Source organism: Shewanella sp. NKUCC01_JLK, from assembly GCF_019345615.1.
GTDB lineage: Bacteria > Pseudomonadota > Gammaproteobacteria > Enterobacterales > Shewanellaceae > Shewanella > Shewanella oncorhynchi.
Genome location: NZ_JAHKRD010000026.1, coordinates 20182 through 42984, shown reverse-complemented (window position 1 = coordinate 42984; position 22803 = coordinate 20182). Strand labels below are relative to the sequence as shown.

25 protein-coding genes are annotated in these 22803 nt (G+C 47.1%); 8 read left to right on the top strand and 17 right to left on the bottom strand.

Annotated features, from left to right (window positions below; all coding sequences use genetic code 11):
- Window positions 1–244 precede the first annotated feature (244 nt).
- Window positions 245–925, top strand: a complete 681-nt coding sequence (gene mtnC, locus KO537_RS21960; RefSeq protein ID WP_105253037.1) for an acireductone synthase — start codon at window positions 245–247, stop codon at window positions 923–925.
- A gap of 117 nt (window positions 926–1042) precedes the next feature.
- On the opposite strand, the gene KO537_RS21955 is transcribed toward mtnC, so the two are convergent.
- From KO537_RS21955 to KO537_RS21930, 6 genes are all read right to left on the bottom strand, one after another.
- Entirely contained in the window at window positions 1043–2134 is a 1092-nt protein-coding gene (locus KO537_RS21955) for a hypothetical protein (protein WP_219235808.1), read from the bottom strand.
- A 269-nt stretch (window positions 2135–2403) separates the two neighbouring features.
- Window positions 2404–2790 carry a carboxymuconolactone decarboxylase family protein gene (locus KO537_RS21950; protein WP_105250934.1) on the bottom strand — a complete coding sequence of 129 codons (387 nt, stop codon included), beginning with the start codon at window positions 2788–2790 and terminating at the stop codon, window positions 2404–2406.
- Between the two features lie 216 nt (window positions 2791–3006).
- Complete coding sequence (locus KO537_RS21945; protein ID WP_113941230.1) at window positions 3007–3357, bottom strand: MerR family transcriptional regulator; 351 nt, start codon at window positions 3355–3357, stop codon at window positions 3007–3009.
- A 3-nt stretch (window positions 3358–3360) separates the two neighbouring features.
- The gene (locus tag KO537_RS21940) at window positions 3361–3756 is read right to left on the bottom strand and encodes a GFA family protein (RefSeq protein ID WP_219235806.1); all 396 of its coding nucleotides are present in this window, start codon (window positions 3754–3756) and stop codon (window positions 3361–3363) included.
- Between the two features lie 26 nt (window positions 3757–3782).
- Window positions 3783–4361 carry an NAD(P)H-dependent oxidoreductase gene (locus KO537_RS21935; protein WP_219235804.1) on the bottom strand — a complete coding sequence of 193 codons (579 nt, stop codon included), beginning with the start codon at window positions 4359–4361 and terminating at the stop codon, window positions 3783–3785.
- 67 nt (window positions 4362–4428) lie between these two features.
- On the bottom strand, window positions 4429–4788 hold the full coding sequence (locus KO537_RS21930) for a MerR family transcriptional regulator (protein WP_105250930.1): 360 nt from the start codon (window positions 4786–4788) through the stop codon (window positions 4429–4431).
- 194 nt (window positions 4789–4982) lie between these two features.
- Between KO537_RS21930 and KO537_RS21925 the strand changes: the two genes are divergently transcribed.
- From KO537_RS21925 to KO537_RS21915, 3 genes are all read left to right on the top strand, one after another.
- A complete protein-coding gene (locus KO537_RS21925) occupies window positions 4983–5411 on the top strand; it encodes a thioesterase family protein (RefSeq protein WP_105253036.1) in 429 nt (142 codons plus the stop codon).
- A 61-nt stretch (window positions 5412–5472) separates the two neighbouring features.
- Window positions 5473–5739: a GNAT family N-acetyltransferase gene (locus KO537_RS21920; protein WP_219235802.1), complete on the top strand. Its 267-nt coding sequence runs from the start codon at window positions 5473–5475 to the stop codon at window positions 5737–5739.
- Window positions 5740–5784: 45 nt separating this feature from the next.
- Window positions 5785–6477 carry a hypothetical protein gene (locus KO537_RS21915; RefSeq protein WP_219235801.1) on the top strand — a complete coding sequence of 231 codons (693 nt, stop codon included), beginning with the start codon at window positions 5785–5787 and terminating at the stop codon, window positions 6475–6477.
- 66 nt (window positions 6478–6543) lie between these two features.
- Here KO537_RS21915 and KO537_RS21910 read toward each other — a convergent pair whose 3' ends face one another.
- From KO537_RS21910 to KO537_RS21880, 7 genes are all read right to left on the bottom strand, one after another.
- The gene (locus KO537_RS21910; RefSeq protein WP_105250927.1) at window positions 6544–7092 is read right to left on the bottom strand and encodes an HPP family protein; all 549 of its coding nucleotides are present in this window, start codon (window positions 7090–7092) and stop codon (window positions 6544–6546) included.
- Between the two features lie 123 nt (window positions 7093–7215).
- Window positions 7216–7626, bottom strand: coding sequence for a thioesterase family protein (locus KO537_RS21905; RefSeq protein WP_219235799.1), 411 nt, complete (start codon window positions 7624–7626; stop codon window positions 7216–7218).
- Window positions 7627–7751: 125 nt separating this feature from the next.
- Window positions 7752–10208 (bottom strand): hypothetical protein, encoded by a 2457-nt coding sequence (locus KO537_RS21900; RefSeq protein WP_219235797.1) that lies wholly within the window; start codon window positions 10206–10208, stop codon window positions 7752–7754.
- A gap of 142 nt (window positions 10209–10350) precedes the next feature.
- The gene (locus KO537_RS21895) at window positions 10351–12159 is read right to left on the bottom strand and encodes a long-chain fatty acid--CoA ligase (protein ID WP_173242490.1); all 1809 of its coding nucleotides are present in this window, start codon (window positions 12157–12159) and stop codon (window positions 10351–10353) included.
- Window positions 12160–12351: 192 nt separating this feature from the next.
- Window positions 12352–13668, bottom strand: coding sequence for an ABC transporter permease (locus KO537_RS21890; protein ID WP_173242487.1), 1317 nt, complete (start codon window positions 13666–13668; stop codon window positions 12352–12354).
- Window positions 13665–14528 (bottom strand): ABC transporter ATP-binding protein, encoded by an 864-nt coding sequence (locus KO537_RS21885; RefSeq protein ID WP_173497265.1) that lies wholly within the window; start codon window positions 14526–14528, stop codon window positions 13665–13667. Before KO537_RS21885 ends, KO537_RS21890 begins: the two co-directional genes overlap by 4 nt.
- Window positions 14529–14570: 42 nt before the next feature.
- Window positions 14571–14942: a GntR family transcriptional regulator gene (locus KO537_RS21880; RefSeq protein WP_173242485.1), complete on the bottom strand. Its 372-nt coding sequence runs from the start codon at window positions 14940–14942 to the stop codon at window positions 14571–14573.
- Between the two features lie 93 nt (window positions 14943–15035).
- Here KO537_RS21880 and KO537_RS21875 point away from each other — a divergent pair, with 93 nt between their 5' ends.
- The 4 genes from KO537_RS21875 to KO537_RS21860 all read left to right on the top strand — a co-directional run bounded on the left by KO537_RS21875 (window position 15036) and on the right by KO537_RS21860 (window position 18965).
- Complete coding sequence (locus KO537_RS21875) at window positions 15036–16652, top strand: alpha/beta fold hydrolase (protein ID WP_219235795.1); 1617 nt, start codon at window positions 15036–15038, stop codon at window positions 16650–16652.
- 3 nt (window positions 16653–16655) lie between these two features.
- Entirely contained in the window at window positions 16656–17390 is a 735-nt protein-coding gene (locus KO537_RS21870; RefSeq protein WP_219235793.1) for an ATP-binding cassette domain-containing protein, read from the top strand.
- Window positions 17391–17472: 82 nt separating this feature from the next.
- Window positions 17473–18621, top strand: a complete 1149-nt coding sequence (locus KO537_RS21865; RefSeq protein ID WP_219235791.1) for an ABC transporter permease — start codon at window positions 17473–17475, stop codon at window positions 18619–18621.
- A 95-nt stretch (window positions 18622–18716) separates the two neighbouring features.
- Complete coding sequence (locus KO537_RS21860; protein ID WP_173497263.1) at window positions 18717–18965, top strand: hypothetical protein; 249 nt, start codon at window positions 18717–18719, stop codon at window positions 18963–18965.
- A gap of 73 nt (window positions 18966–19038) precedes the next feature.
- Here KO537_RS21860 and mog read toward each other — a convergent pair whose 3' ends face one another.
- From mog to KO537_RS21840, 4 genes are all read right to left on the bottom strand, one after another.
- Window positions 19039–19572, bottom strand: coding sequence for a molybdopterin adenylyltransferase (mog, locus tag KO537_RS21855; protein WP_106648670.1), 534 nt, complete (start codon window positions 19570–19572; stop codon window positions 19039–19041).
- A 318-nt stretch (window positions 19573–19890) separates the two neighbouring features.
- Entirely contained in the window at window positions 19891–20355 is a 465-nt protein-coding gene (locus KO537_RS21850; RefSeq protein ID WP_105250911.1) for an NlpC/P60 family protein, read from the bottom strand.
- Window positions 20356–20491: 136 nt separating this feature from the next.
- Window positions 20492–21229, bottom strand: a complete 738-nt coding sequence (locus KO537_RS21845) for a sulfite exporter TauE/SafE family protein (RefSeq protein ID WP_219235789.1) — start codon at window positions 21227–21229, stop codon at window positions 20492–20494.
- A gap of 234 nt (window positions 21230–21463) precedes the next feature.
- A complete protein-coding gene (locus KO537_RS21840; protein WP_219235787.1) occupies window positions 21464–22708 on the bottom strand; it encodes an MFS transporter in 1245 nt (414 codons plus the stop codon).
- Window positions 22709–22803: the final 95 nt, after the last annotated feature.

Below are 22803 nucleotides of genomic sequence, written 5' to 3'. Positions count from 1 at the left end.
TGTCTACCACAAACTTGTGCGCAATAAACGAGATGAAATCCAGTATCAAGTTAGTGTTTTCTCGGATAATCAGTGGATAAGCTTTTAAAATTACTAGATTAATCAAATTTCAATCTTATCGCTTAGTGATATCACCCACAATTTGCCCATGTGTTTGGGTGAAATAGACTAGCCAATTTCACCAATAACGCTTAGGATCGGAGTTGCATTTTTTAGCCAACATATTGTGGAGTATCAAAACATTATGGGTATCAGAGCCATAGTCGTAGACACAGCAGGCACCACGACAGACCTAAACTTTATCCAAGATGTACTATTCCCCTATTCTGTCAAAGCCTTGCCAGACTTTTTAGAACAGAACCAACACAATGTATTGGTTGAAAACTGTATTTGTGACACTAAAGATATCGCCCTAGAGCCCGAGGCTGACTTAGCGCGTGTAACTGAGATCCTGCAACAGTGGGTCAACGAAGACCGTAAAGCTACGCCACTTAAAACCTTACAAGGGTTAATTTGGAAACAAGGCTATGCCCACGGTGAATTTAAGGGCCATATCTTCCCGGACTTTATTGAAGCGGTGAAACGTTTTAGCGCACAAAACCTGCGTATTTACAGCTTTTCATCCGGCTCTGTCGACGCGCAAAAACTGTTGTTCGGCCACAGTGACGGCGGCGATTTAACTGAAATGTTTAACGGCCATTTCGACACCCGCACGGGCAACAAATTAGATAAGCAGGCTTACTGCAATATCCTCAACACTATCAGTTTAAGCCCCAAACAAGTACTGTTTGTGTCTGATGTTATTGAAGAATTAAAAGCTGCCGACGCTGCGGGCATGATGACCTGCCAAATGGTTCGCGACAGCAAGCAACGCACTGGCGAGTTCCGCAAAATCAGCAGCTTCGATGAGCTGCTGATTGAATAATGCGATTATTGAATAACGTGATGGTTGTTGAATAACACGATAGCCGACTCAGTCAGCTCAAGCTGATTTAGCCTATAAAACGAAAGCGACCTTGTGGTCGCTTTTTTATTAATTGACTCAATTACCCTTCACCGCCAGCGGAAACGCAGCCGAGATACATTTTTCCACCTCAAAACGATAACCATAATCCGCATTCTTATCGGGTGTGATCAACAAAATCTCGTAATCATTTAATTCAATCACATTCGACTCGGCAGGCTTTTTACAACGCGAGCGGCCATTGGCTTCAAGTGAAAATGCGAACGTAGCTAGCCATTGCCGCACTAAGTACTGATATTGAGTTCGCACCGAGGCGTAGGCCTTTTTGCGATCTTCCTCTTCCAGCTCGTCGTCATCATTACTATTCTCAGCCTTGCTCGATTTATCGCTTTCAGAGTCAAGAGCAGTCTGAGTTAGCTCTACAATCGGTACCGTCAGCACATCGGTCGCATCCGGCAACCGTCCCGATTTAGGCTCGCGAGGCGCATGCTTAGCGGCTTCTTGGGGAGAGGTAATAAAGTTGCCAAACGAGGTTTCAATGCGAGTCTCTAAATCAATTAACAGGCTCAAGTGATACAAAACTACAGTCGCTAGCACGATACGGATCAAAAAAGTCGTTTTACGGAATGAAGTATGCGAGGTAAGCCGTAACGATTTGACACCTAAAGGTTTAAGCAAAAAGATCAATATTAAATAGATAGGAATAATCAACTGTAATGCCAGCAGCACGATCGCGCTTACCATCAAAAACCAAGCGGGCATATAGAGTAAAATCGCTAAGTTATGGGTGTAATTGAGATCGCTTGCTGAGACCCCAACCACTTCGTTGACTATCGCGCCAGACCAGCCCAAAGCAAAGTTGGCAATCATCGCATAAAACAGCAACAACACAGCTTTGCCCGCCAAACTGTGCCAAACCCGCTCGAACACAGGCCAAAACTCGATGGCCATAGCGATTACGGCAATCACAGCGACCAACCCCATTAACTCGCTACTAAAAGCCAATATCAAAGCAATAAGATACAGCTTTTGCGCAAAGGATAACTTAGCAACCCCTAGGATAAGACAGCGCCAGAACTTGCCCAAACCTAAACGGATGTCACTCAGTGATGGTAAGCTGAGCTTTCGCAAGTACTGGCGAGCAGATTCAATGTAACTGATTAAATTCATTATTCTTTTACATTCCATTGAAATAGTAAGACGGGCAACATTTGCCACTGTAATGTGCAAAGCACAGTGTTGGCAACTGTGCCACTCAATCTCGGTATATTGGTCACTTTGGCTATCTCTAGCCAAAGTCGAACGTTCTGTTTAGAGTCGAATGAAAGCTCTGCAACACCCCATCGCCCGTTTAAATCCAACTAAAATGAACTTGAGAGAGGAAATCAAAGCGGCCTTATGGTCACTTTTGCAAATCGATAAACCTGACTCAGGACTAACTAAACGACGCTTAACTCCCGCTCAGAAAATACGGTTTTAGCGACAAACATGCCATTAAGTGCAGCAGGAAAGCCAGCATAAACCGACATTTGCAATATCACCTCAACAATTTCCTGCGGCGTACAACCCACATTCAATGCGCCATTAATATGTACGTTTAACTGTGGCTGGCAATGCCCTAGCGCCGTGAGTGCGGCAACTGTCGCTAGCTCCCGCGTCTTAAGGTCGAGCCCTTCACGCTGATAAATATCCCCAAAAGGATATTCAATAATGTACTTGCCTAAGTCAGGGCAAATATCGGCAAGACTGCGGATGACTTTCTCCCCCGCCTCACCGTCGATTTCAGTCAGTTTAGCGAGGCCCTGCACATATCTTTGATTACTCATTTTTAGCTCCTGTTGGATTAAATCACAGCAAGCAGCCTAAACCTTAGAGTTAACTCTAAGTCAATGGTTCATTGATGGATGACACAGGCAATGCGGATCAGTAAAACTAACCCTCTGTTTAACTCGCCGACTAGAGGCACAAGCAAGCAAATAGAAAAGTAAATAATATTAGCTTTTTAGCATTTAACCACAAATGTTAGCGACTGAGCTTAGCCACTAAAAATGAGTTTGGTAATAGTGAATTTTTTGCTTAAGAGCAGCCAAATGCTCCTGCTCTTGGCGAATACGCTCAGCCAATTGTGTTGCATGTTGCTCGAGCAACTGCTGTCGCTGGCCAGCGGTTGCATCGCCTTGGACACGCAGCTCGGCATAGGTCAATATCTGCTTTAACGGCATGCCCGTTTCTTTTAAGCGATTGATAAACCCAATCCATTCCGCTTCTTTCGCAGCATAATCACGATGCCCGCTGCCATTTCGAACGACAGACTGCAGTAGGCCAATTTTCTCGTAATATCTGAGCGTATGCGCCGACAGCCCTGTGAGTGCAGCAAACTGACCTATATTCATAATCTAACGATCCGCAGGATGATTAACGCCATCATTCGTGGGCACATTTTCGAGATCGAATGGGTTAACCCCTTCGAGGCAACCAATGTTGTAACCATACTCATGGGGATTGGAACGCCGCTGGTGATGGGTGTAAATACCGCAGATAGAGCAGAAGTAGTGTTTGGCAGTTTTGGTATTGAATTCATAGAGTTTCAGCATATCCTCACCCTTGAGGATCTTAATCCCCGCCAGCGGCACAGAGCCAACCATTGCGCCCTTACGGCGACAGATAGAGCAATCGCAACGGCGTGGATTTTCGATGCCATTAGGCAATGACAGCGCCAATACCACGGCACCGCAATGGCAGGACGCTCTGTGTTTTGGCTGAATAAGAGTATTGCCCACTTGTTTAATCACACCCCACTCCTTGTGTCGCCTAGATTCTATAAACCTAAATTCCCCAGCCGCTGCACCAACGCTCGCCATTGTTGCAATTGCGGCTCCTTAGCACTCATCACTGGTCCCAACATATTGGACTTAGCCCGCTTAAAACCACTAAATACTAAGGTGGCGGTATCAAGCTGTTTGAGCGCGGGAGCGCCTTGAAACCACTTGTAATACCAAGGCGGCGTGTCCATAGTCATGATAATTCGCGAGGTTTTATGGCGCAGCAACTTAGCGGGTATCAATTTACCTTTCTCATATTTAAATGCAAACCCAGATAAAAATGTCCTATCGATTAAGCCTTTAAACTTAGCAGGAATACCGCCCCACCAAATCGGGGTGACAATCACCACATGCTCCGCCCACTGGATATTCGCTTGAAACGTCTGCAAATCGGCTTCGAGTGGCTGAGGTTGACGATAACCATAGCTCAGATTCGGGTCAAAATTCAGCTCAGCTAGTTTGACGATTCTCACTGAGTGTTTATCTACCGCCGCTTGGACATAGGTTTCAGCCAGATGCTCACAAAAACTCTGCGCCTTAGGATTACCACAGATCACTAAAATCTTTTTTGCCACGATGAAACTCCATAACAGTCAATATGGCAAATAGCATAAACTCTGCCCCTAAGGGGAGAGTCAAGACCTAAGGTAACAGCTGCGACTCACAGGAGGTGAGCCCATCAATACAGGCATCTAACTGAGTGACTTTATGTTCTAACTCACTTATCTGGCGTAAAAAATCCGCTTTAATACCCAACAAAAAAGCCTGCACTGTGGCTAACTGAGCATGCTTATCGCCTTGTTCGAGTAAATCTTTTAGTTGGACAAGCTTAATACCGAGGGCTTTGGCCTCTTTGATCAGCAACAACAGCCTAATATCCGCCGCACTATAAATACGATAACGCCCCTGACGTGCGGGAGTGTCGATGAGCCCCCACTCCTCATACAAGCGAATCGCTTTTATCGACAGCCCTGTTTGCTTTGCCGCTTGTCCAATATACATAGCTCAACCTAACCCTTTAAAGACATTACTCATATCTGCATTGCTTGCCATTATCAGCCACAGTATCAGCTTAGGCCAAGACTTGTCGCAGCAATCTTATGCTGCTAGTCTGGCCGCTTAAACGAGCGTTTTAATTTGGGATTTTTATCATGGGATTTAAACAACAGTTGCAAGAAGGTGTACAAGAACAGGCAATGGAAAAGTTTCTCGCACAGCACCCTATCGTTACCCAAATCCCCGTTGCATGGGGTGAAATGGATGCCCTACAACATGTTAATAATGTGGTGTATTTCCGCTATTTTGAAACGGCACGTATCGACTTTTTCAATCGTCTCTTCCCGCTAGATACCCTGTATAAATCAGGTATTGGCCCCGTAATCAGCGAAAATCAGGCTCGCTATAAACGCCCAGTGACTTTCCCCGATACTTTATTGGTGAGTGTCAGTATTAGCGATATTCACAGCGATAGATTTACCATGCATTATCAGGCTTTTAGTAAACAGCAGCAGGCAGTAACCACCTTAGGCACTTCAGTCGCCGTAATGTTTAACTTTAAAACGGGCAAAAAAGCCGAGTTACCGGCAGAACTGCTGGCGATTCTCAAACAGCACGAAGTCGCTTAAGCTATTCAAATCGATAACGAATTGCCATCACACTTTAGGCCATACCTTGAGGGAAGCATGTATGTCAGATAACGAAAATATCGAGATAGCCATTGAACATCAACAGGATAGACAGCGTTTTATTATACCTGTCGACGGCTATGAAGCCGTATTGGAATACCGATTATCAGGCAAGGATATCGATTTTAGCCGCACCTTTGTCCCCAACGAACTGCGCGGTAAAGGCCTTGCCGAACGCTTAGTGCGCCACGGGCTTAAATGGGCCAAAAGCCAAGATTTGGCTATCCAAGCCAGCTGCTGGTATGTGCAGAAGTTTTTGAAAAACTAGGCTTAAAACATAAGCAAACCCATCGCAGCAAAGGAGTGCCGCTAAATGACAGTCACCATATGTCGTAAAAGTTTACTGCTTGTAAGCTTACTTATCTTGTCCGCCTGCCAACAACGCCAAGCCATTCTGATTACCCAAGGTATTGAACCCGTTAAGGTAAAAGCCATTGAAACCGCCTTGATCCAATCTGGCTGGCAAGTAAGTCAGAGTACCATTGCCATTCCGGCGGAATTCCCTAATACGGCTATTGCCACCAATCCCGCTTATCGCGATTCCCAAGCCATCACTGAGATAGAAAATATCCTCAAAGGCCAAGGTTTTGCCGAACCGACAGAGTATAAATTTGCCGAAGGTAAGCACTTTTTCAGTATGAATAATATCGGTATTTACTTACGTAACAGTGAACAGGCTTTGCAACCTTTACCACCAGACTTTATCAGAACAGATCATTGTGCTGCGGGTGATGCAACCCTGAATCTTTCGCCTCAAGGCCAAGCCGTGCTCGAATATGAGAGGCCCATTAATGATAATTTTGAATTAGAACAACACACAGGAACTTGGCAATTCGATGGTGCGCAACTCAGTGTCACATTAAACCGAGCCCAGCAGGTGTTTAAGTTAACCCACGAGCAAAGGCCTATTTGGCGTGGTCTCAGCCCTGCGGATATCTACACGCCAATCCAAGATTCTAATTTCAAAGTGCTTAACTGCACCTTTTTGCTTATCTATCTTGAGTAGAACCTTAAGCCGTATCCGAGCTTAAGCCTTTATTTTTACATTTAAAAACACTTGTACTGTACAGAGCTAAATCCAATAAACAGGGTAATGGCGCTTGGGATCGGTGGAGAGATTATTGACCACCAGCGCGACCAGTAAGAGTAATACTGAGCCGAGGAACACTGGCATTAACGCGTAAAGAAAGCCGAGTTGATGCACGTTTTCACCGCCAATCACGGCAATCAATGCCGTTGCGCCGCCCGGAGGATGAAGAGTACGAGTCAGGTACATGAATGCGATAGACAGGGATACCGCTAAGGCGCTCGCCAGCACCACATAATCGCCACACACTTGGTACACTGCGACCCCAATTAAGGCCGATAACACACTGCCACCAATCAAGTTACGCGGCTGAGAAAACTCCGCCAGCGGTGCACCGTACACCAGCACAGCCGACGCACCAAACGAGCCAATGACAAACATAGTGTCGACGAGGTTTTCACTCATATAATTTGCGAGACTCGCGACCAAGTAAATGCCACAGAAAGCCCCAATCCATGACCACACAATCTTTTTAAGTGGCTGTCTTGGTGGACAAATGTCCTTCGATCGCATGCGGGTAAAATAGAATCTCATGGTTAATCCGAACCGATAAAAATTAAGCGATACAGACAAGTGATCTGCATCACAGTTAGCGGGCCGACAAATTAACCCTTCAGCAGCGCAATTGCAATTACGCTGACCGAAAGAGTAAGCAGACTAAGCACCTTCACCATTCAGATTAGCGAGCATTTCGCGGATATCTTCAGGAATCGGGCGGCTTTTTTCACTGCTGTAATCGTAATGTACGAGTGTAGTTTTTACTTCGGCGGTCTTGTTGCCCGCTTGCCAACAGGTTTGGGTCAGCTCGAAGCTACTATTACCGATACGGCTGACATAGGTTTTTACTGTGACACTCTTGCCATAGTAAGTCGGCGCGATAAATGCCACGGTAAACCCCGCGACGATTAAGTTCCACTGATGTAAATCCAGCTCAGGATTAAAAATCTCAAAGATTGGCGTGCGCGCCGCTTCACACCATACGGGGATAACAGTGTTGTTGATATGACCTAGGCCGTCGGTTTCAGTAAATCTTGGATTGATTTCGAGACTGTATTCTGTGGCTGACATGCAAACTTCCTTTTTATTATTTTATGAATGGAAGAGCGTGGTGATTATCGCAATGAAACCACACCACCAAACTCATCCATTATCCTAAGCCAAACAGGTTCTAGCCACTAGCCCAAACCAGCATTTTAAAACTGGCAACTCGCCGTTTCTGGGGTTTGCTTGCCGTTAGCATCGTACTTTTTAAGGCATCCAGCCTTACCCATATCATACATTTTCTCGTATTCTAACTTGCCATTTTTATAAGACTTATACACCCCATGAGTTTTTGGGTTCTCTAAGTGATAAATCTTACGGCCCTTAGTGATATGTGAGTAATCGGCAAAACCCGGCTCTTCGGAATAGATGACACCGTTAATGTAGCGCTTGTGTACCACATGCTGTTCATCGATACGCAGCATTTCATTCGCTATCTTGCCATTCATGTCGTAACACACTTTATCCACGGCATAATTGCTATCGAGGTCTTCAATACAACTCACGGCACCATTATCAAAGTACTCGCGCTGTATACCGCAGCGCGCAATGGCGTTATCCCAGAAATAAGGTTCACCGTTCCAGGTTTCGCCTTCTTGCTGGCAGTAGTTCCACAGGCTTCTTAATTGGCCATTAGGATAGAAACTGTAATGGGGGCCAGAGACACGGTTATTCACTTGGTGACCATATCGGGAGAGTGAGTAACCACCATCAGTGGAATAACTGATGCTTGGGCCGTATTCCTTACCCGCTTTGTACGTTTTTAAATTTAATAAACGGCCATTGGAATCAAACTGATATTCTTTATCTACAGCGCCATTGGTGTAATAAGCCAATTTATACAGGGAGCCGCTGCTATGATATTCGCGCTGCTCACCGTGTTTTATCGATGAAATTGCTTCATTTTTGCCATTAATCACCCCTTCACAATCATCTGAGTAGGGATTCTCACGCATAATACATTCATCGTGCGAAGGCTTAAGCGTCACCGCTTCATTGAATTTATAACTCGTGAGTTCAGTCAGCTCACCATTCTGGGGATTAAAGCGCATTTGCTGACCATCAAACTCTCCTTGGCGGTAGTTAGCGATATCCACCACGACATTCGGACTTGAATACCAAATACTCTGACCATTAAGGCGACCTTGTTCATAATGGCGGGTATTAAACATCAGATTATTTTTGTCGAATGATTTAGACTCTCCTTGACGTAAGCCATTGACATAGTTCACTTCTGTACGAGTCCCATCTTCGGCTTTAAATACCCAAAGGCCAGTGCGTTTTCCTGCAAGATAGGCGCCTTCACCAACTTGATCACGGAAATGTCCGCTCGTCACTTTATCGACCCAAGCGCCTTGCTTCACACCCTTTTGATATTGGCCTTTGCTGCCATCAGCCTCAAGCCACTCGCCATCTTTTACGCCATTAAGATAAATGCCTTTTGCCACTAATCGCTTATCGCCTTCTGCACTGGAGTCATAATCGGGCTCATAGACTTCGTAGGGGCCGTCGAGCACATCCTGATTGTAATGGGCAAAACCAAAGCTATCGGCCTCATCGAACATCGACTGTGCAATCCATTTACCTTGCTTTTTACCGTCAAGATATTCGCCTTCCCAATAAATGGCTTGGTTCTCTGTCTCCATCCACTTACCGACTTTTTTGCCCTGTTTGTAGTTACCAGAGTAAACCACGCTACCATTGCGACCATCGTAGGCCGCATACGGGCCATCAAGCACGCCTTGGGCATAATGACTTTCACTGGCAAGCCCTGCCCAAGTGCTCCCCATGCCCATACTCATAAAATCGTAGGATGGGCCAGTTTTAGGGATCACGGCACCACCACTTTTAAGCCAATCAAAGTCATCGGCCTCAAAGGCCACGCTCACCAATACAAAACTGCCGTCTTCTTCGCTATAACCACTGCGATCAAAGGTGGTCACAAGGCTATATTGATGCTCATTACCTTGGGCATCTTTATCTTTACGAGTCAGTGGATAACGTAATTTATATTCGACGGCGGTCTTCACATCGACGGGTGAACCTTCGGAATTACGATAACCCACTAAGGTCGGCTTGAGCTTAGTAGAACCATCGACAATCGCTTTAATGGCGGGATCTTCAATCGCGTCAACATCATAGGTCATACGGTATTGTTGCGGCGGAATTTGGCTTAGTACTTTACGAACGCTACCCACGGTAAACGAGGTTAAGGTTGGTGCCACGTCATCGAGCACAACCTGTAGACGGGGGAGTTTTGTGAGATCATCCCCTTCAAAACCATAGCCCCGTAAATGCTGACCATCGGCATCTTTAAGCATGACAACCACTTCTTTGGTGCCACCTTTATCAAAATCGAGGTAAAAAACCGCAACCACTTCAGCAGAACCATAATCATCAAGACGCACGCCGGGCGCATCGCCATAGAGCATTTCGCCCCACACTTTATGATCTTTTTGATAGAAATTGAGCCATTGCCCGTTAGGCAAGTCCACTGGGCCATGGACGATTTTGTCGTAATCCTCAGCGTCAGCTGCAGGAATGACAGTTAAAGAAGATAACAACACCGCACTCGCTGCAGTGAATAAACTACGAATCGAAAGTTCCATTTAACTACACCTTTTATACCGACGCCTCGCGCCTCATGCGCACCAGTAAACGGGGCGAATTTTAAGCGAAGAAAAGCACTTCAGGAAGTAGTAGATAAAAAAAAGGCCGCTTCTGCGGCCTTTAGCAACAACAAGTTAACAATTAGTTGTTGTACATAGCATTTATTTCATGGGCATATTTATGGTAAATCATCTTGCGGCGCAGCTTGAGCGTTGGGGTGATTAAACCCGCTTCCATCGAAAACGCTTCAGGCAACAGAGTGAACTTTTTAATCTGTTCAAAACCGGCCAACTCATGCTGTAACTGCTTTAAGCGTTGCTCAAAATGCTCAACCACATGACTATGGCGCAGCAATTCTAAAGGTGACTCATACTTCAGCCCTTTGTCCTTCGCCCACGCTTCCAGTGACTCAAACGCTGGCACAATCAAAGCGGTCACATAATTACGCGCATCGGCAATAATCGCCACTTGCTCGATAAAAGGACAACAGCCAACGGCGCCCTCAACCCTTTGCGGCGCGATATATTTACCGTTGGAGGTCTTCATCAATTCTTTAATACGATCGGTAATAAATAAATTGCCGTTCGCATCGAAACGCCCTGCATCACCGGTTTTTAACCAACCATCTTCAAACGCAGCGGCGGTATCTTCAGGACGATTGTAATAGCCCCGCATCACAGTCGCGCCGCGGACTAAAATCTCATCGTCCTTACCTAGCTTAATTTCGGTTTCCAGCAAAGGTTGTCCATTGGAACCCGGCACTCGATTACCTAAGGTATTGCAGGTCACAGTCGCGTTAGTTTCTGTCATACCGTACCCACAAAGTACTGGAATATTAATCGCATGGAAGAAACTACCGACATTCACATCTAAGGCTGCGCCACCGCAAGGCATAAACTTCAAACGGCCACCGAGCACGGCTTGCAGCTTGCTATACACCAGCTTGTGCGCCAAACGCCATTGCAGCGACAACCACAATCCGCCCTTAGCACGACCTTGGCCGACTTCGAACTGACGTTGGCCAACGCGCATCGCCCATGCAAACAACTTCTTACGACCGTCGGCTGATTTGGCAACTTTATCTTGTACGGCGCTATACACTTTTTCGAGGAAACGCGGCACCACACACAAGGTATGTGGACGCACGGCGCTAATCGCCTCTTTCACTCTTTGGGTATTTTGCAGATAGACGTTATGGCCGCCACGGCACAAGACGTAGAAACTCCAACTGCGCTCAAACACATGGCTCAAGGGCAAAAATGCCAAAGACACATCGCCAGAATGGAAGGCCAGTTTTTGATCGTGCTGGCGTATGGTAGACGCCATATTACGGTAATCCAGCATCACGCCCTTAGGATCGCCCGTCGTGCCGGAGGTATAAATTAAGGTCAGTAAATCATCAAGATTTGCAGCGTGTAAACGCTGATTAAGCTCGGCTTCTTGCTCAATGTTTAACTGAGTGTCACCCGCCAGTAGGGTATCTAGATGCCAATGCTGATTGGCCTTATCGGCAGCGAGTGTCACGCTGGCATCGAATACAATCACATGCTCTAGGCTTGGGCATAAGGCTTGCAACTCACACGCCATGGCGTATTGCTTAGCATCGTCAACAAAAATCACTTTAGCGGTGGCGTCGTTTACGATAAAGCTCGCCTGTTCGACGGTACTGGTGGGATAAATTGGCACCACAACGGCGCGAGTTTTGAGAGTGCCGACATCGGCACAAGTCCACTGCGGGCAGTTTTGCGCCAGAATAACGCAACGGTCTTGCACTTGTACGCCAAGTTCGATCAACACTTGTGCAATTTTACTGCTGATTTGGTCGAAGGCTTGCCAACTCACCTGATACCAAGGAGCGGCCATTTCAAAACCTTCCAGCGCTACTGCGTCTTTTAAAGACTCGCTCTGCTGCTGTAGTAGTCGAATAACATGATATTGATCGAGAGACATAAGAGACTCACCTTTTTAGCTTACAAGTGTACCGCTTTTGCAGCATTCTACCTGAAGGCCAAATAAAAACTAAGAGTTTTTGCTCTAATGTTGTGCAAATGTCGCCCAAATCACGCTGTAAATAGCCTTTAGCGACGTACCACTCTTAGTTTCACTTACTTGCCAGAGCGAACAAAATTTAATCTCGAAACGTCAACATGCCCTCATAACATCGCCCTTCCAGAGGGTTTTCTTGCCCCAAATCAGCACCGCTTGCCCAAGCAGTATTAAGAGTAGATCCCATAACAACCAATTAGTTAAATTGCCGCCATCACTTAAAGACGTAAGGCTGATGGACACCCACAGGGAATGCCCCGCGACGACCATCATAGTGAGCGTGATATGCAAAACTCGGCGACACATACAGCCAAAACCTAACGTCAAGGCGCAGGCCCAGTAAGTACTCAACACGAGATGACCCACTAACTGCATATTCAGATCACCATTGAGCCAGCCCAACAGCAAACTACACGCCAGCATAATGCCGACGACCACATTCAGGAGTCTTTGCTGTCCAAGGCAAAATGCCGCTATGAGTCCTTTTCGACCATCAAACCCTGGCATCAACAATAAGGTTTCTGTCGAGCGCGAGCGTTGCACTCGGCTCCAATGCACCAGCGAACAACTAATCACACTGAACTGCGCCAAAAACAATAATACAGGGATATTCAAATGAAATTGATGCGACAACAGCCCAAGCACTAAGGCTAATATAGGCAGTAATAACAATAGAATGGTGAGCATAGGGCCGATAAAAAAATTGGTGGGATGCAAATAACGCTCGAAGCGACTCAAGATACGCATCGATTGCAGATTCGGCAGCCAAAACCACCCCATTTCGAGACCATTGAGATATACCGTCCTCGCCTCAGCGCGCCAAGGTAAAACACCGCATGCACGCGCAATCAGCATACCTAAAATCAGCAGGGCAATAGCACTTAGCCAAAGGGGAATGTGCTCTGCAATCAATGGGATAAACGGCATTAAGACAAAAAGTAAAAACGAAGCATAAAACCACTGAGTACTGAGTAAACAAAGCCAAATAAAAGTTAAACTCATCACCAAAGCCAGCACTAAGCTCGCTAGGCTAGCCGTCAAACCTAAAGCCCAACAGAACAAGACACCTATGCCAAAAACGCTAGCTAAAACAGTGACACTTTGAATGTAGATATGGCGACGATAATGGGGAATTAACTGTGCGCATTCATTCGCCATCAGACGTATGAGTTGCCATGCAACCGCCGCCGAGCTTGAGATAATCCCCATAGAAAACAACAGTTCAGCACTGTCATTTTTACCATAAACCGCGGCGATACAAGCTAAGATCACCCCCAGTATAGCCGTACCTAAAAAGCTCACACTGCCGATATCAAAACACCAAAAGCGCAGCATGCCCTTGAAAGGATTCATTCGCTGGCTCGTTCTTTTGCCCTTCGCGACTTGTATCTGCTTATGGTGCGCCACACTCATCTGTGTAGCTCCATAAACAGTTGCTCCAAGTTTAAAGCTTCATTCTTTAACACACATGATATTGACGCGCTGTGCTCACCTAAATCCACCAGCACCGAATCGCCAACACGGCTCAGCACTGTAATTGACTCGGGCAAAACAGTTTCGGGCGCGAGTGTTAACAAACGCACTTCTTCACGCAGGGCATCGATTTCCTTAAACAGCACTAACTCACCCTGTTTAATCAATGCCACATGGCTGGCAACTCGCTCTAAATCAGAGGTGATATGGGATGAAAACAGCACTGCAGATCCAGATTCGAGGGCAAGATCGAACAAATCGACCATAAACTTGCGCCGGACTATAGGGTCGAGGCTGGCAACGGGCTCATCAAGGATTAACAACTCAGGGCGATAGGCCATCGCCATAATTAACGCTAATGATTGCCTTTGCCCAACCGATAAACGCTGCACCTGTTGGGTCACATCTAACTCGAAACGTACCAACCAATCTTGCTCTAATTGCATGTCCCAATTGGGATAAAAGCTGCGGTGTAAATCGAGGGCGCGTTCAATAGTAAAACCTTCATAACCAAAAGGTTGCTGCGGTACATAACCTAAACGCTCCTTTGCCTTTGAGGTTAAGTTTTCGGGCGTTTCGCCTAAAGTAACAATACTGCCAGAATCCGGTGTGAGCACACCCAAGGCGCAGCGCATTAGGGTCGATTTACCCGCCCCATTTTGCCCCAATAACCCCACCACCATACCCGCCGACAAAGTTAACGATAAATCCTTAAGCGCCCACTTTTCGCCCGCGCCTTTACCGCGAAAGACTTTATTCACTCGGTTAAATTCAAGTATTGGCGTGCGCTTTGGGTCCATCGAATTTCATCCTTTTTATTCTATTTATCGGTACATTACTTTCTAATCTTGCCAGCGCTCATTTAGCCGTTGCAGCAACTCGGGCAAGCTGACACCTAACTGCTTTGCCTGCGACAACAGAGCATAGATCTGGGGTTCGAGCAGACTAATACCCGATGCCATAGTCTCAGTTCGCAACGCAACTTTTGTCGCTTGGCCGCGGCGACGTTCGAGCCAACCTTGGTCAACCAGCTGTTGAATGGCGCGGGAAACTGTCATGGGATTTACCGCTAAATGCTCGGCAATCTGGCGCACTGAAGGTAATACGTCTTCCACTTGCAGTTGACCGCCCACAATTAAACGCACGACTTGTTCGTGTAATTGTTTGTAAATGGGTTCACCACTGCTGGGGTTGACATTTAAAAGTTCTAACATTAGCCTTTACACACTGTATTAATACATTGATACACCGATACACTGGTATTTAAATTAACACACTCGTCCTGAAATGCAAAAAGGAAAGCGCGCATGATATATAGCATGACACACAGGAAGTTAAGCAACACAGTTCAACGCCTTGTGCCAACTCAGCCACGGCATGGTGCCACATGGCGCACGCGTACTTTGAGAATGAGCGCACTCATACTGGCAATGGCAAGTACGGCGACGTGGGCGAGTGAGGTGAAAAGCCAAGAGACACAAGCGACGGCAGATATCGCGAATAAGACCGACACTTGTTATGTGGAAGGCGTATCCGATCGCCTAAACTGCGGTTTTATGACTGTGCCAGAAAACCCTAACAAACCCGATGGCAAACAGATCCAAGTGCATTACGTTGTTTTGCCTGCGGTGAAAAATGCCAACCATGAAGAAGCCTTGCTAGCGATTGCCGGCGGCCCAGGACAATCGGCCATAGAGAACGCGGCAGGTTTCGATGCCATGCTGAGCAAAGTCCGCCAACAGCGGGATATTTTACTGATCGATCAAAGGGGCACAGGCCGTTCGAATGTGCTGGCCTGCGATGAAGGTGCTCAATCTCCACTGTCCTTCGATGACGATAATGTCGATACCTTAGCCGAAACGCAAAAATGCTTAGCCAAAATCGATGCCGACGTGACTCAATACGGCAGCCTCAATGCGATTAAAGACTTCGAAGCCGTACGTGCGCACTTAGGCTATAAAAAACTGCATATTTACGGCATCTCCTACGGCACTCGCATGGCGCAACTTTACATGCGTTTATATCCAGAGCACTTAGCCACAGTGACCTTAGACGGCATAGTGCCCATGCAGCAAAGCGTATTAGAAATTGGCTCGGCGATTGATCGTGGCTTCGACTTATTGTTTAAGGATTGCCAAGCAACCGCCGCCTGTAACAGTCAATTTCCCCAGTTAAAAGCAGACTTTGAGCGAGTCGACGCTAAGCTCGCCACTGGCCCTGTGATGGAAAACGTTTACGATCCCGTCACGGGCGAAAAAACCATGTTGACCATGACGCGCGGTAAATTCTCTGGTTCGATCCGCATGGCGCTGTATCAAGCCAATGTGCGCGCCCTCTTGCCCCATGCGATTCATCAAGCATCGAAAAACAACTTCCAACCTATACTCGGCCTCTATGCCCTCACTATCGACAATGCAGGCATGGCGATGGGCATGCACGCCTCTGTGGTCTGTGGCGAAGATATGCACCGCATTACCCCAACCATGCACGAGCAGGCCAAAAAATCCTTTATGGGCAGAACCATGCTCGAAGGCTTAGAGGCGACTTGTTCAATATGGAAAGTCCCTGCGGTCGATAACAACTTTAGCGAGCCCATCAACAGCAACATTCCGACCTTGTTGTTATCCGGCGAAATCGACCCCGCCACCCCACCAAGCTGGGGCGAGTTAGCCATGGAAAAACTCACCAATGCCAAACACTTTATTGCGCCCTACGCGACCCACGGCGTGGCCTATCAATCCTGCGCTAATAACCTGATTGCCGATCTCGTCCGCTCGGGCTCAGTCAACGATCTCGACGGCGAATGTTTAAACAAAGATGTGCGCCGCAGCTTTTATTTAAATGCCAGCTCGGTAGAACCGCTTGATGCAAACATCAAAAAAACCACCGCAGATGATAAAGCCAGCACTGGGGCCAAGGAGTAAGCCATGATCAAAGTATCCAATCTTTCAAAACGCATCGGTGACGTGCAGGCGCTCAATGACTTAAGTTTTGTCGCACAAAACGGCCAAATCACAGGATTACTCGGCCCGAACGGGGCAGGTAAAACCACCTGTTTACGTACTATCTTTGGCCTGCTGAAACCCGATAACGGCAAGGCTGAAATCGAAGGCATAGATGTCGCCATCGACCCTATTGGCGCTAAGCAGCAACTCGGGCTATTCCCCGACCCTTTTGGTCTGTACGAACGCTTAACACCACGGGAATACATTCGCTATTTTGCCGAGCTAAGCGGCCTATCATCCAAGGAGGCCAAGGAAGCCACCCGCCAAGTGATTGCGAAATTGCGCCTCGAGGACATTAGCGATCGCCGCTGCAAAGGCTTTTCCCAAGGACAAAGAATGAAAACCGCTCTCGCACAGGCAATCGTCCACAGCCCGAGCAATATTATCCTCGACGAGCCGACCCGTGGGCTGGATGTGATGAGCACTCGCCTACTGCGTGACATTCTTATCGATCTTAAAAATCAAGGACATTGCGTGCTGTTCTCGAGCCATGTGATGCAGGAAGTCGCCGCGCTGTGTGACCAAGTGATCGTTATGGCCCAAGGCAGAGTCGTCGCCATTGGCAGCCCAACTGAGCTTTGCATTCAAACAGGCAAAGACTCGCTCGAAGAAGCCTTTATTCAACTTATCGGCACGGATGAAGGGATAGCGGCATGATGACTCAAACTAACAAGAATGCAGGCAGCATCAATACTGTACAAGCTCAGATAGATAAGATCATGGATAAGGGAATGACAGCATGAATAAAATAATCGCTATGATTCGTAAAGAACTCATCGATGCCGCCCGCGATAAGCGCTCTGTGATGGCGGGTCTCTACTACGCCATAGGCACGCCGCTGATCATGTGCGGCCTATTTATGGTGTTAATTGGCCAATTAACAAGCCCCGATGATTTGAAAATCACCATTAAAAATCCCGATAAAGCACCGGATTTAGTAAGATTTTTATCGAATAAAGGCATCACTCAAGGCGCAGCCGATGGCTCTGACGCCAAAGACCTTAAAGCAATAGAACTGATCATCAACACCGACTATGCCGCGCAAATGAACCAAGGCAAAAGCGCTGAGATCACTATCGTGGCCGATAACTCTGAGGAGAAACTGCAGAACTCGATTCGCAGACTCGAGAAACAACTGCAGGCCTACAGCGCTGAAATGGGCAGTTTACGTTTAATTGCCCGCGGTATCGACCCGCGCGTGGTTCAGCCACTCAAGGTGAATGTGCAAGACAAAGCCACCACAGACTCTAAGGGTGGAATGATCTTAGGTATCGCCATTTTCACTATGATCTACTCGGTATTTATCTCGGGGATGAACCTAGCTATCGACACCAGTGCCGGTGAGCGCGAACGTAACTCCTTGGCCCTGCTATTGAGCCATCCGCTGACCACTCGCCAATTAGTACTGTCAAAAATTATTGCGGTGAGCTTGTTCGCTCTGCTCGGTTTAGTGCTGATCTTGCTGGTGTCTAAAATCGCCTACGCCTTCGTGCCATGGCAGGAATTAGGCTTTAGCGTCAACATCACCACAGAATTTATGCTGCTGATGTTAGTGGTCGGCATCCCCGTCGCGTTAATGGCCGCTTGTCTGCAACTTTTTGTGTCTTTTATGGCGAAAACCTTTAAGGAAGCTCAGTCCTATCTGACTATGGTGCTGTTTGTGCCCTTAGCCCTGTCGATGGCCGCCAGTTACAACATAGCGCCAGATATGCTGCAGTGGTTGCCCGTCTCGGGTCAGCAACAGGCATTAATGGACTTTATCAAAGGTAAAGACTTGCCCATGCTGCAGTTACTGGTTTCGACCTTAGGCACACTCGCCATTGCGGTATTGCTCGCCTTTGGCATGGAAAGGTCGCTCAAGAGTGAAAAAGTGATCTTCGGTTTATAGGGCGCTTCAATTGATAAACTTGGGGACGACAAACTTGAGGAGCGATAACTAGGTCGCTCCCAAGTTGAAAACCTCAATAGCTACGGGAGTTTGTTATGGAAAACGAATTTATCTTAATGGTGATTATGGTCAGCTTCATTATTGGCCTCAGCGCCACTGAAATGTTTAAACACTATCTAAAGGCGCGCCAACTTGGAGTGGGCACCGCAGACAATAGCCACCTTGAGGACAAAGTGACTCAACTCAGCCTACAAAACCAAACACTAATTGAGCGAGTACAAGTGCTTGAAAAAATAGTGACAGAGCCAGAGTACGAGCTAAAGCAACAGATTAATCAGTTATGACCCCTAAGCGAACAAAACAATAAAGCCACTGAGTTTTCAGTGGCTTTATTGTTTTTACAAGCTAGATAGAAGCTTACTTAGCCTTAGGCCTGAATGGTTTGATAACCGACTCATTGCACTCTAAATACGGGCCTTCCATCAAATCGATACAGTAAGGAATGGCGGGAAACACGGCATCTAAACATTCGCGAATCGATTTTGGTTTGCCGGGCAAATTCACAATCAATGAATCGCCACGTAACCCTGCGGTTTGACGAGACAAAATGGCGGTAGGCACAAATTTTAATGACTCGGCGCGCATCAACTCACCGAAGCCTGGCATCATGCGATCGCAGACGGCTTCTGTCGCTTCTGGGGTGACATCGCGTTTCGCTGGGCCAGTGCCGCCGGTAGTGACAATCAAGCAGCAATCCTGCTCGTCGGCCATCTTGATCAGCGTCGCTTCAATCACATCCTGCTCATCGGGGATCACTTGATAAATCGGCTCCCACTCGCTGGTGAGATAGTCATTGAGCGTGTCGATAATCGCCTTGCCTGAGATATCTTCATAAATTCCCGCGCTGGCGCGATCGCTGACCGTAACAATACCGATTTTTGCTTTGCTCATAGGAAATCCCCAATGATGTTGAAATGAAACATGCCGAAGTGAAAATTGTCGACATCAAGCATGGAAGAAGCCGCGACAGCTTCGACCTTAAGCCGCAGCTAAAATAGCATAAATGCTCGGAAAAGGGGGCGACTAAAACGTGATGAAGTTCGCGCAACACCGTTTAGACACTCGGAATTTAAAAATTGTTCATTGATGACAAACGCCTTCCCCAAAGCAAAGCAGCATTGGGCCGATAAAAACATGCCATAAAGGGAGATTAGCTCAGGCACTCACACTGCAAGTTGAGCCATTCAAAAGATAAAAACGATCAAAGGGCTAAATCCGCCGTGCATTCCAATACTTAGACGCCCAATAACTGTTATGCAGGCTCGAAATCTTTACCCCTTGGCTAGTGGAAACATGTAGAAAATTATCGCCTCCTACATAAATGCCGACATGGTGTGTGCTCCAGCCCGTCTTGAAAAATACCAAGTCACCCTTGCGCAGTTGATTTCTCGGCACGGGTTTACCTAAGGCTTGTTGCTCTTCGACTGTGCGCGGTAAGGTCATACCCAACATCTTCTGATAGGCGACAGACACAAAGGCCGAGCAATCTATGCCCCGCTTAGTGCCACCACCAAGGCGATAAGGTACTCCACGCCATTCAGAATGCAGTTCGGAGATATTGCTATCATTCCAAACCGTGGCGGGTTCAACTTGCTTTACCACAGGCTTAGGTTCTGGCGCGCTAGCACAAGCGCCAAGGCCTAAGGCTAAGATAACTATCAGTAATCGTTTCATAGCTTCAAACTCATTGCAGGCAGATTTCACAGTAACGTAATTTTGAGTTTTTATCAGGTAAATTCAGGGCGGCTGGGGATCAAAACGCCCCAACACCCGCGCACTCTAGCAGACTAATATAACCTAAAGCTTAAAACTATAACGCCGTCCACAATAAACGCACACCCACCAGCACCATTAAAATCAAGATGATGCGTTTAAATAACCTATCGTCAATTTTATCTTGAATGAACAAACCTAACTTTACCCCTAACCATGCAAGCGGCACCAATAACAGAGAAACGATAATATTCTCTTGGTTAATCTGCCCAAGCAAACTGTAAGGAACAAGTTTAACCAGATTCACCACCGCAAAAAACACCACGGCAGTGGCTAAAAACTCCGTCTTAGCTAAACGCAATGGCAACAAATAAGCGTTGAGTGGCGGCCCGCCCGCATGGGCAACAAAGCTCGTAAAGCCGGCGGTTAAGCCACACAAGCGCCCAACCAGAGGTGAAGGTGATGCTTGAGTTTTATCCCCAAGGATCAAACCATACAAACCAAAACCTAAGGACACACAGCCTAGAATCACCCGTAAGTAATCTTCGTTTAATCGATCGAACAACAGATAAGCGATAAAAACTCCCACAACCGCCGCGGGCAATAGTATCCATAAATGACGCGGATTATGTTGCCCCCACCAGGAACGTACACTTAAAAAATCCATATAAATCAGCAGTGGTAACATGACTGCCGCCGCTGTAGCAGGGCTAATGGCCAGCGCCAATAGTGGGACAGTTAAGCCGCCCACGCCACCCGCAAAACCGGATTTAGAAATCCCAGTAATCAAGACTGCGGGTATCGCCACCAACCAAAAAAGAGGGTCCGTTAACATCAACACATCCTGAATAACGCTTTAAGGTTATCAAGTTACCTGTTGTTGGTGTGATAAAAAAGAGGCAGCACTGAGCTAACATCAAAAGTGCAATCACATAGATAAGTCAACGAGCCTTAAATGAATAACAACCTCGCCCATAAAACGCGGGATAAAAAGTAAAAAATCCGCAGCCATTTGGCTGCGGATTTTTTGTGTTAGCTTTTGGCTAAAGAGGAAAAGCTTAGCTTACGCCTATGCAGATTCAGCCGTCATATTCACTAAGCGAGGCGTACTCTTAGTCGCTCTCTTAGCTGACGCTGGAGTTTTGGGCTCTGGCATACGAATGGTTAATGACATGACTAACGCCACCACCAGCAGTACTAAAATCACGTTAAAGGTTGCAATAAAGCCACCAAATAACGAGGCGACAATCGAACCAATAATGCTGCCGATACCGAAACCTAAGTAGATAACCCCATAGTTTTTAGTCAGGTTATTCAGACCGAAGAAGTCGCTCACCAGTGATGGATAGACAGTAATAGTGCCACCAAAACTAAAGGCAACGCAGGCGACCGCAACGAAGAACAGGTTAGCATTCAAAGGAATGAACAACAGTAACACCATACCGACTAAGGTGATGATCTGCGCCAGCGAAATAACGCGAATGCGGGGGATTTTGTCCGACAGTATACCCAGCACTAAACGACCACTGAGGTTCGCCATAGCAATCACAGCAACAGCATTGGCGGCGACCAGTACAGGCAAGTCGACCATCTTCTCGCCGATATCTTTAGCCACACCAATCACATACAAACCACTCATACAGGCCGACAGGAACATCAGCGCCAGCATCCAGTATTGCGGCTTACGCATGGCTTCTGCGAGGGTGAAGTCGCGGCTTTCGGCCTGCTGACTTGCGGCTGATTGTGCAGGCGCATCTTTCATCAACATACCGCCACATAACACCAGCGCCATGGCGATCAGGCCCCACAGTTGGAAGGTGGTTTCAAGGCCAGTGTTTTCGAGTAACTGCACGTTAATGTATTTAAATCCGAGGCTACCTAGACCATAAGCGCCAATCGCTAACGCCGAAATCAGCCCTTTGCGTTCGGGGAACCACTTCACGCAGTTAGACAAGGTCATCAAGTAGCCAGTGCCATCGGCAAAGCCCACTAAAATCCCTGCGCACAGGTAAAGCATCATCAAGTTACTGGCTTGGGCAGTGAGTAAGAATCCAACGCCGAGTAACAGGCCTGCGCCTAAGGTGACATTACGTACGCCAAAACGTTCCTGTAATTTGCCCGCCATGGAAGATGCCACGGCCAAAGACAAACTCAGCAAACCAAACACAAATGCCACTTGGCTGACGGGTTCGTCGAGCTTAACGGCCAACTGCGCATTGAACAGGCTCCAAGTGTAAACTGAGCCGAGTGCAAACTGGGTGATAATAGTACCAACTAAGGTCAGGTACCGAGTACGGTTCATCTCTTTAGTCATGATGCATCTCGCTTTAGGGGATCAGGAATTGAGTCCACTATAAGAGAGATGCGATTCGCGCCGATCAATTAAGGCATGAAATACAGATCTGCAGG

Excerpts from the sequence above, each read along its gene's own strand:
- mtnC (WP_105253037.1), top strand. The coding sequence starts at position 245 with ATGGGTATCAGAGCCATAGTCGTAGACACAGCAGGCACCACGACAGAC.
- KO537_RS21955 (WP_219235808.1), bottom strand. The coding sequence starts at position 2,134 with ATGAATTTAATCAGTTACATTGAATCTGCTCGCCAGTACTTGCGAAAG.
- KO537_RS21950 (WP_105250934.1), bottom strand. The coding sequence starts at position 2,790 with ATGAGTAATCAAAGATATGTGCAGGGCCTCGCTAAACTGACTGAAATC.
- KO537_RS21945 (WP_113941230.1), bottom strand. The coding sequence starts at position 3,357 with ATGAATATAGGTCAGTTTGCTGCACTCACAGGGCTGTCGGCGCATACG.
- KO537_RS21930 (WP_105250930.1), bottom strand. The coding sequence starts at position 4,788 with ATGTATATTGGACAAGCGGCAAAGCAAACAGGGCTGTCGATAAAAGCG.
- KO537_RS21925 (WP_105253036.1), top strand. The coding sequence starts at position 4,983 with ATGGAAAAGTTTCTCGCACAGCACCCTATCGTTACCCAAATCCCCGTT.
- KO537_RS21920 (WP_219235802.1), top strand. The coding sequence starts at position 5,473 with ATGTCAGATAACGAAAATATCGAGATAGCCATTGAACATCAACAGGAT.
- KO537_RS21915 (WP_219235801.1), top strand. The coding sequence starts at position 5,785 with ATGACAGTCACCATATGTCGTAAAAGTTTACTGCTTGTAAGCTTACTT.
- KO537_RS21910 (WP_105250927.1), bottom strand. The coding sequence starts at position 7,092 with ATGAGATTCTATTTTACCCGCATGCGATCGAAGGACATTTGTCCACCA.
- KO537_RS21905 (WP_219235799.1), bottom strand. The coding sequence starts at position 7,626 with ATGTCAGCCACAGAATACAGTCTCGAAATCAATCCAAGATTTACTGAA.
- KO537_RS21900 (WP_219235797.1), bottom strand. The coding sequence starts at position 10,208 with ATGGAACTTTCGATTCGTAGTTTATTCACTGCAGCGAGTGCGGTGTTG.
- KO537_RS21895 (WP_173242490.1), bottom strand. The coding sequence starts at position 12,159 with ATGTCTCTCGATCAATATCATGTTATTCGACTACTACAGCAGCAGAGC.
- KO537_RS21890 (WP_173242487.1), bottom strand. The coding sequence starts at position 13,668 with ATGAGTGTGGCGCACCATAAGCAGATACAAGTCGCGAAGGGCAAAAGA.
- KO537_RS21885 (WP_173497265.1), bottom strand. The coding sequence starts at position 14,528 with ATGGACCCAAAGCGCACGCCAATACTTGAATTTAACCGAGTGAATAAA.
- KO537_RS21880 (WP_173242485.1), bottom strand. The coding sequence starts at position 14,942 with ATGTTAGAACTTTTAAATGTCAACCCCAGCAGTGGTGAACCCATTTAC.
- KO537_RS21875 (WP_219235795.1), top strand. The coding sequence starts at position 15,036 with ATGATATATAGCATGACACACAGGAAGTTAAGCAACACAGTTCAACGC.
- KO537_RS21870 (WP_219235793.1), top strand. The coding sequence starts at position 16,656 with ATGATCAAAGTATCCAATCTTTCAAAACGCATCGGTGACGTGCAGGCG.
- KO537_RS21865 (WP_219235791.1), top strand. The coding sequence starts at position 17,473 with ATGAATAAAATAATCGCTATGATTCGTAAAGAACTCATCGATGCCGCC.
- KO537_RS21860 (WP_173497263.1), top strand. The coding sequence starts at position 18,717 with ATGGAAAACGAATTTATCTTAATGGTGATTATGGTCAGCTTCATTATT.
- mog (WP_106648670.1), bottom strand. The coding sequence starts at position 19,572 with ATGAGCAAAGCAAAAATCGGTATTGTTACGGTCAGCGATCGCGCCAGC.
- KO537_RS21850 (WP_105250911.1), bottom strand. The coding sequence starts at position 20,355 with ATGAAACGATTACTGATAGTTATCTTAGCCTTAGGCCTTGGCGCTTGT.
- KO537_RS21845 (WP_219235789.1), bottom strand. The coding sequence starts at position 21,229 with ATGTTAACGGACCCTCTTTTTTGGTTGGTGGCGATACCCGCAGTCTTG.
- KO537_RS21840 (WP_219235787.1), bottom strand. The coding sequence starts at position 22,708 with ATGACTAAAGAGATGAACCGTACTCGGTACCTGACCTTAGTTGGTACT.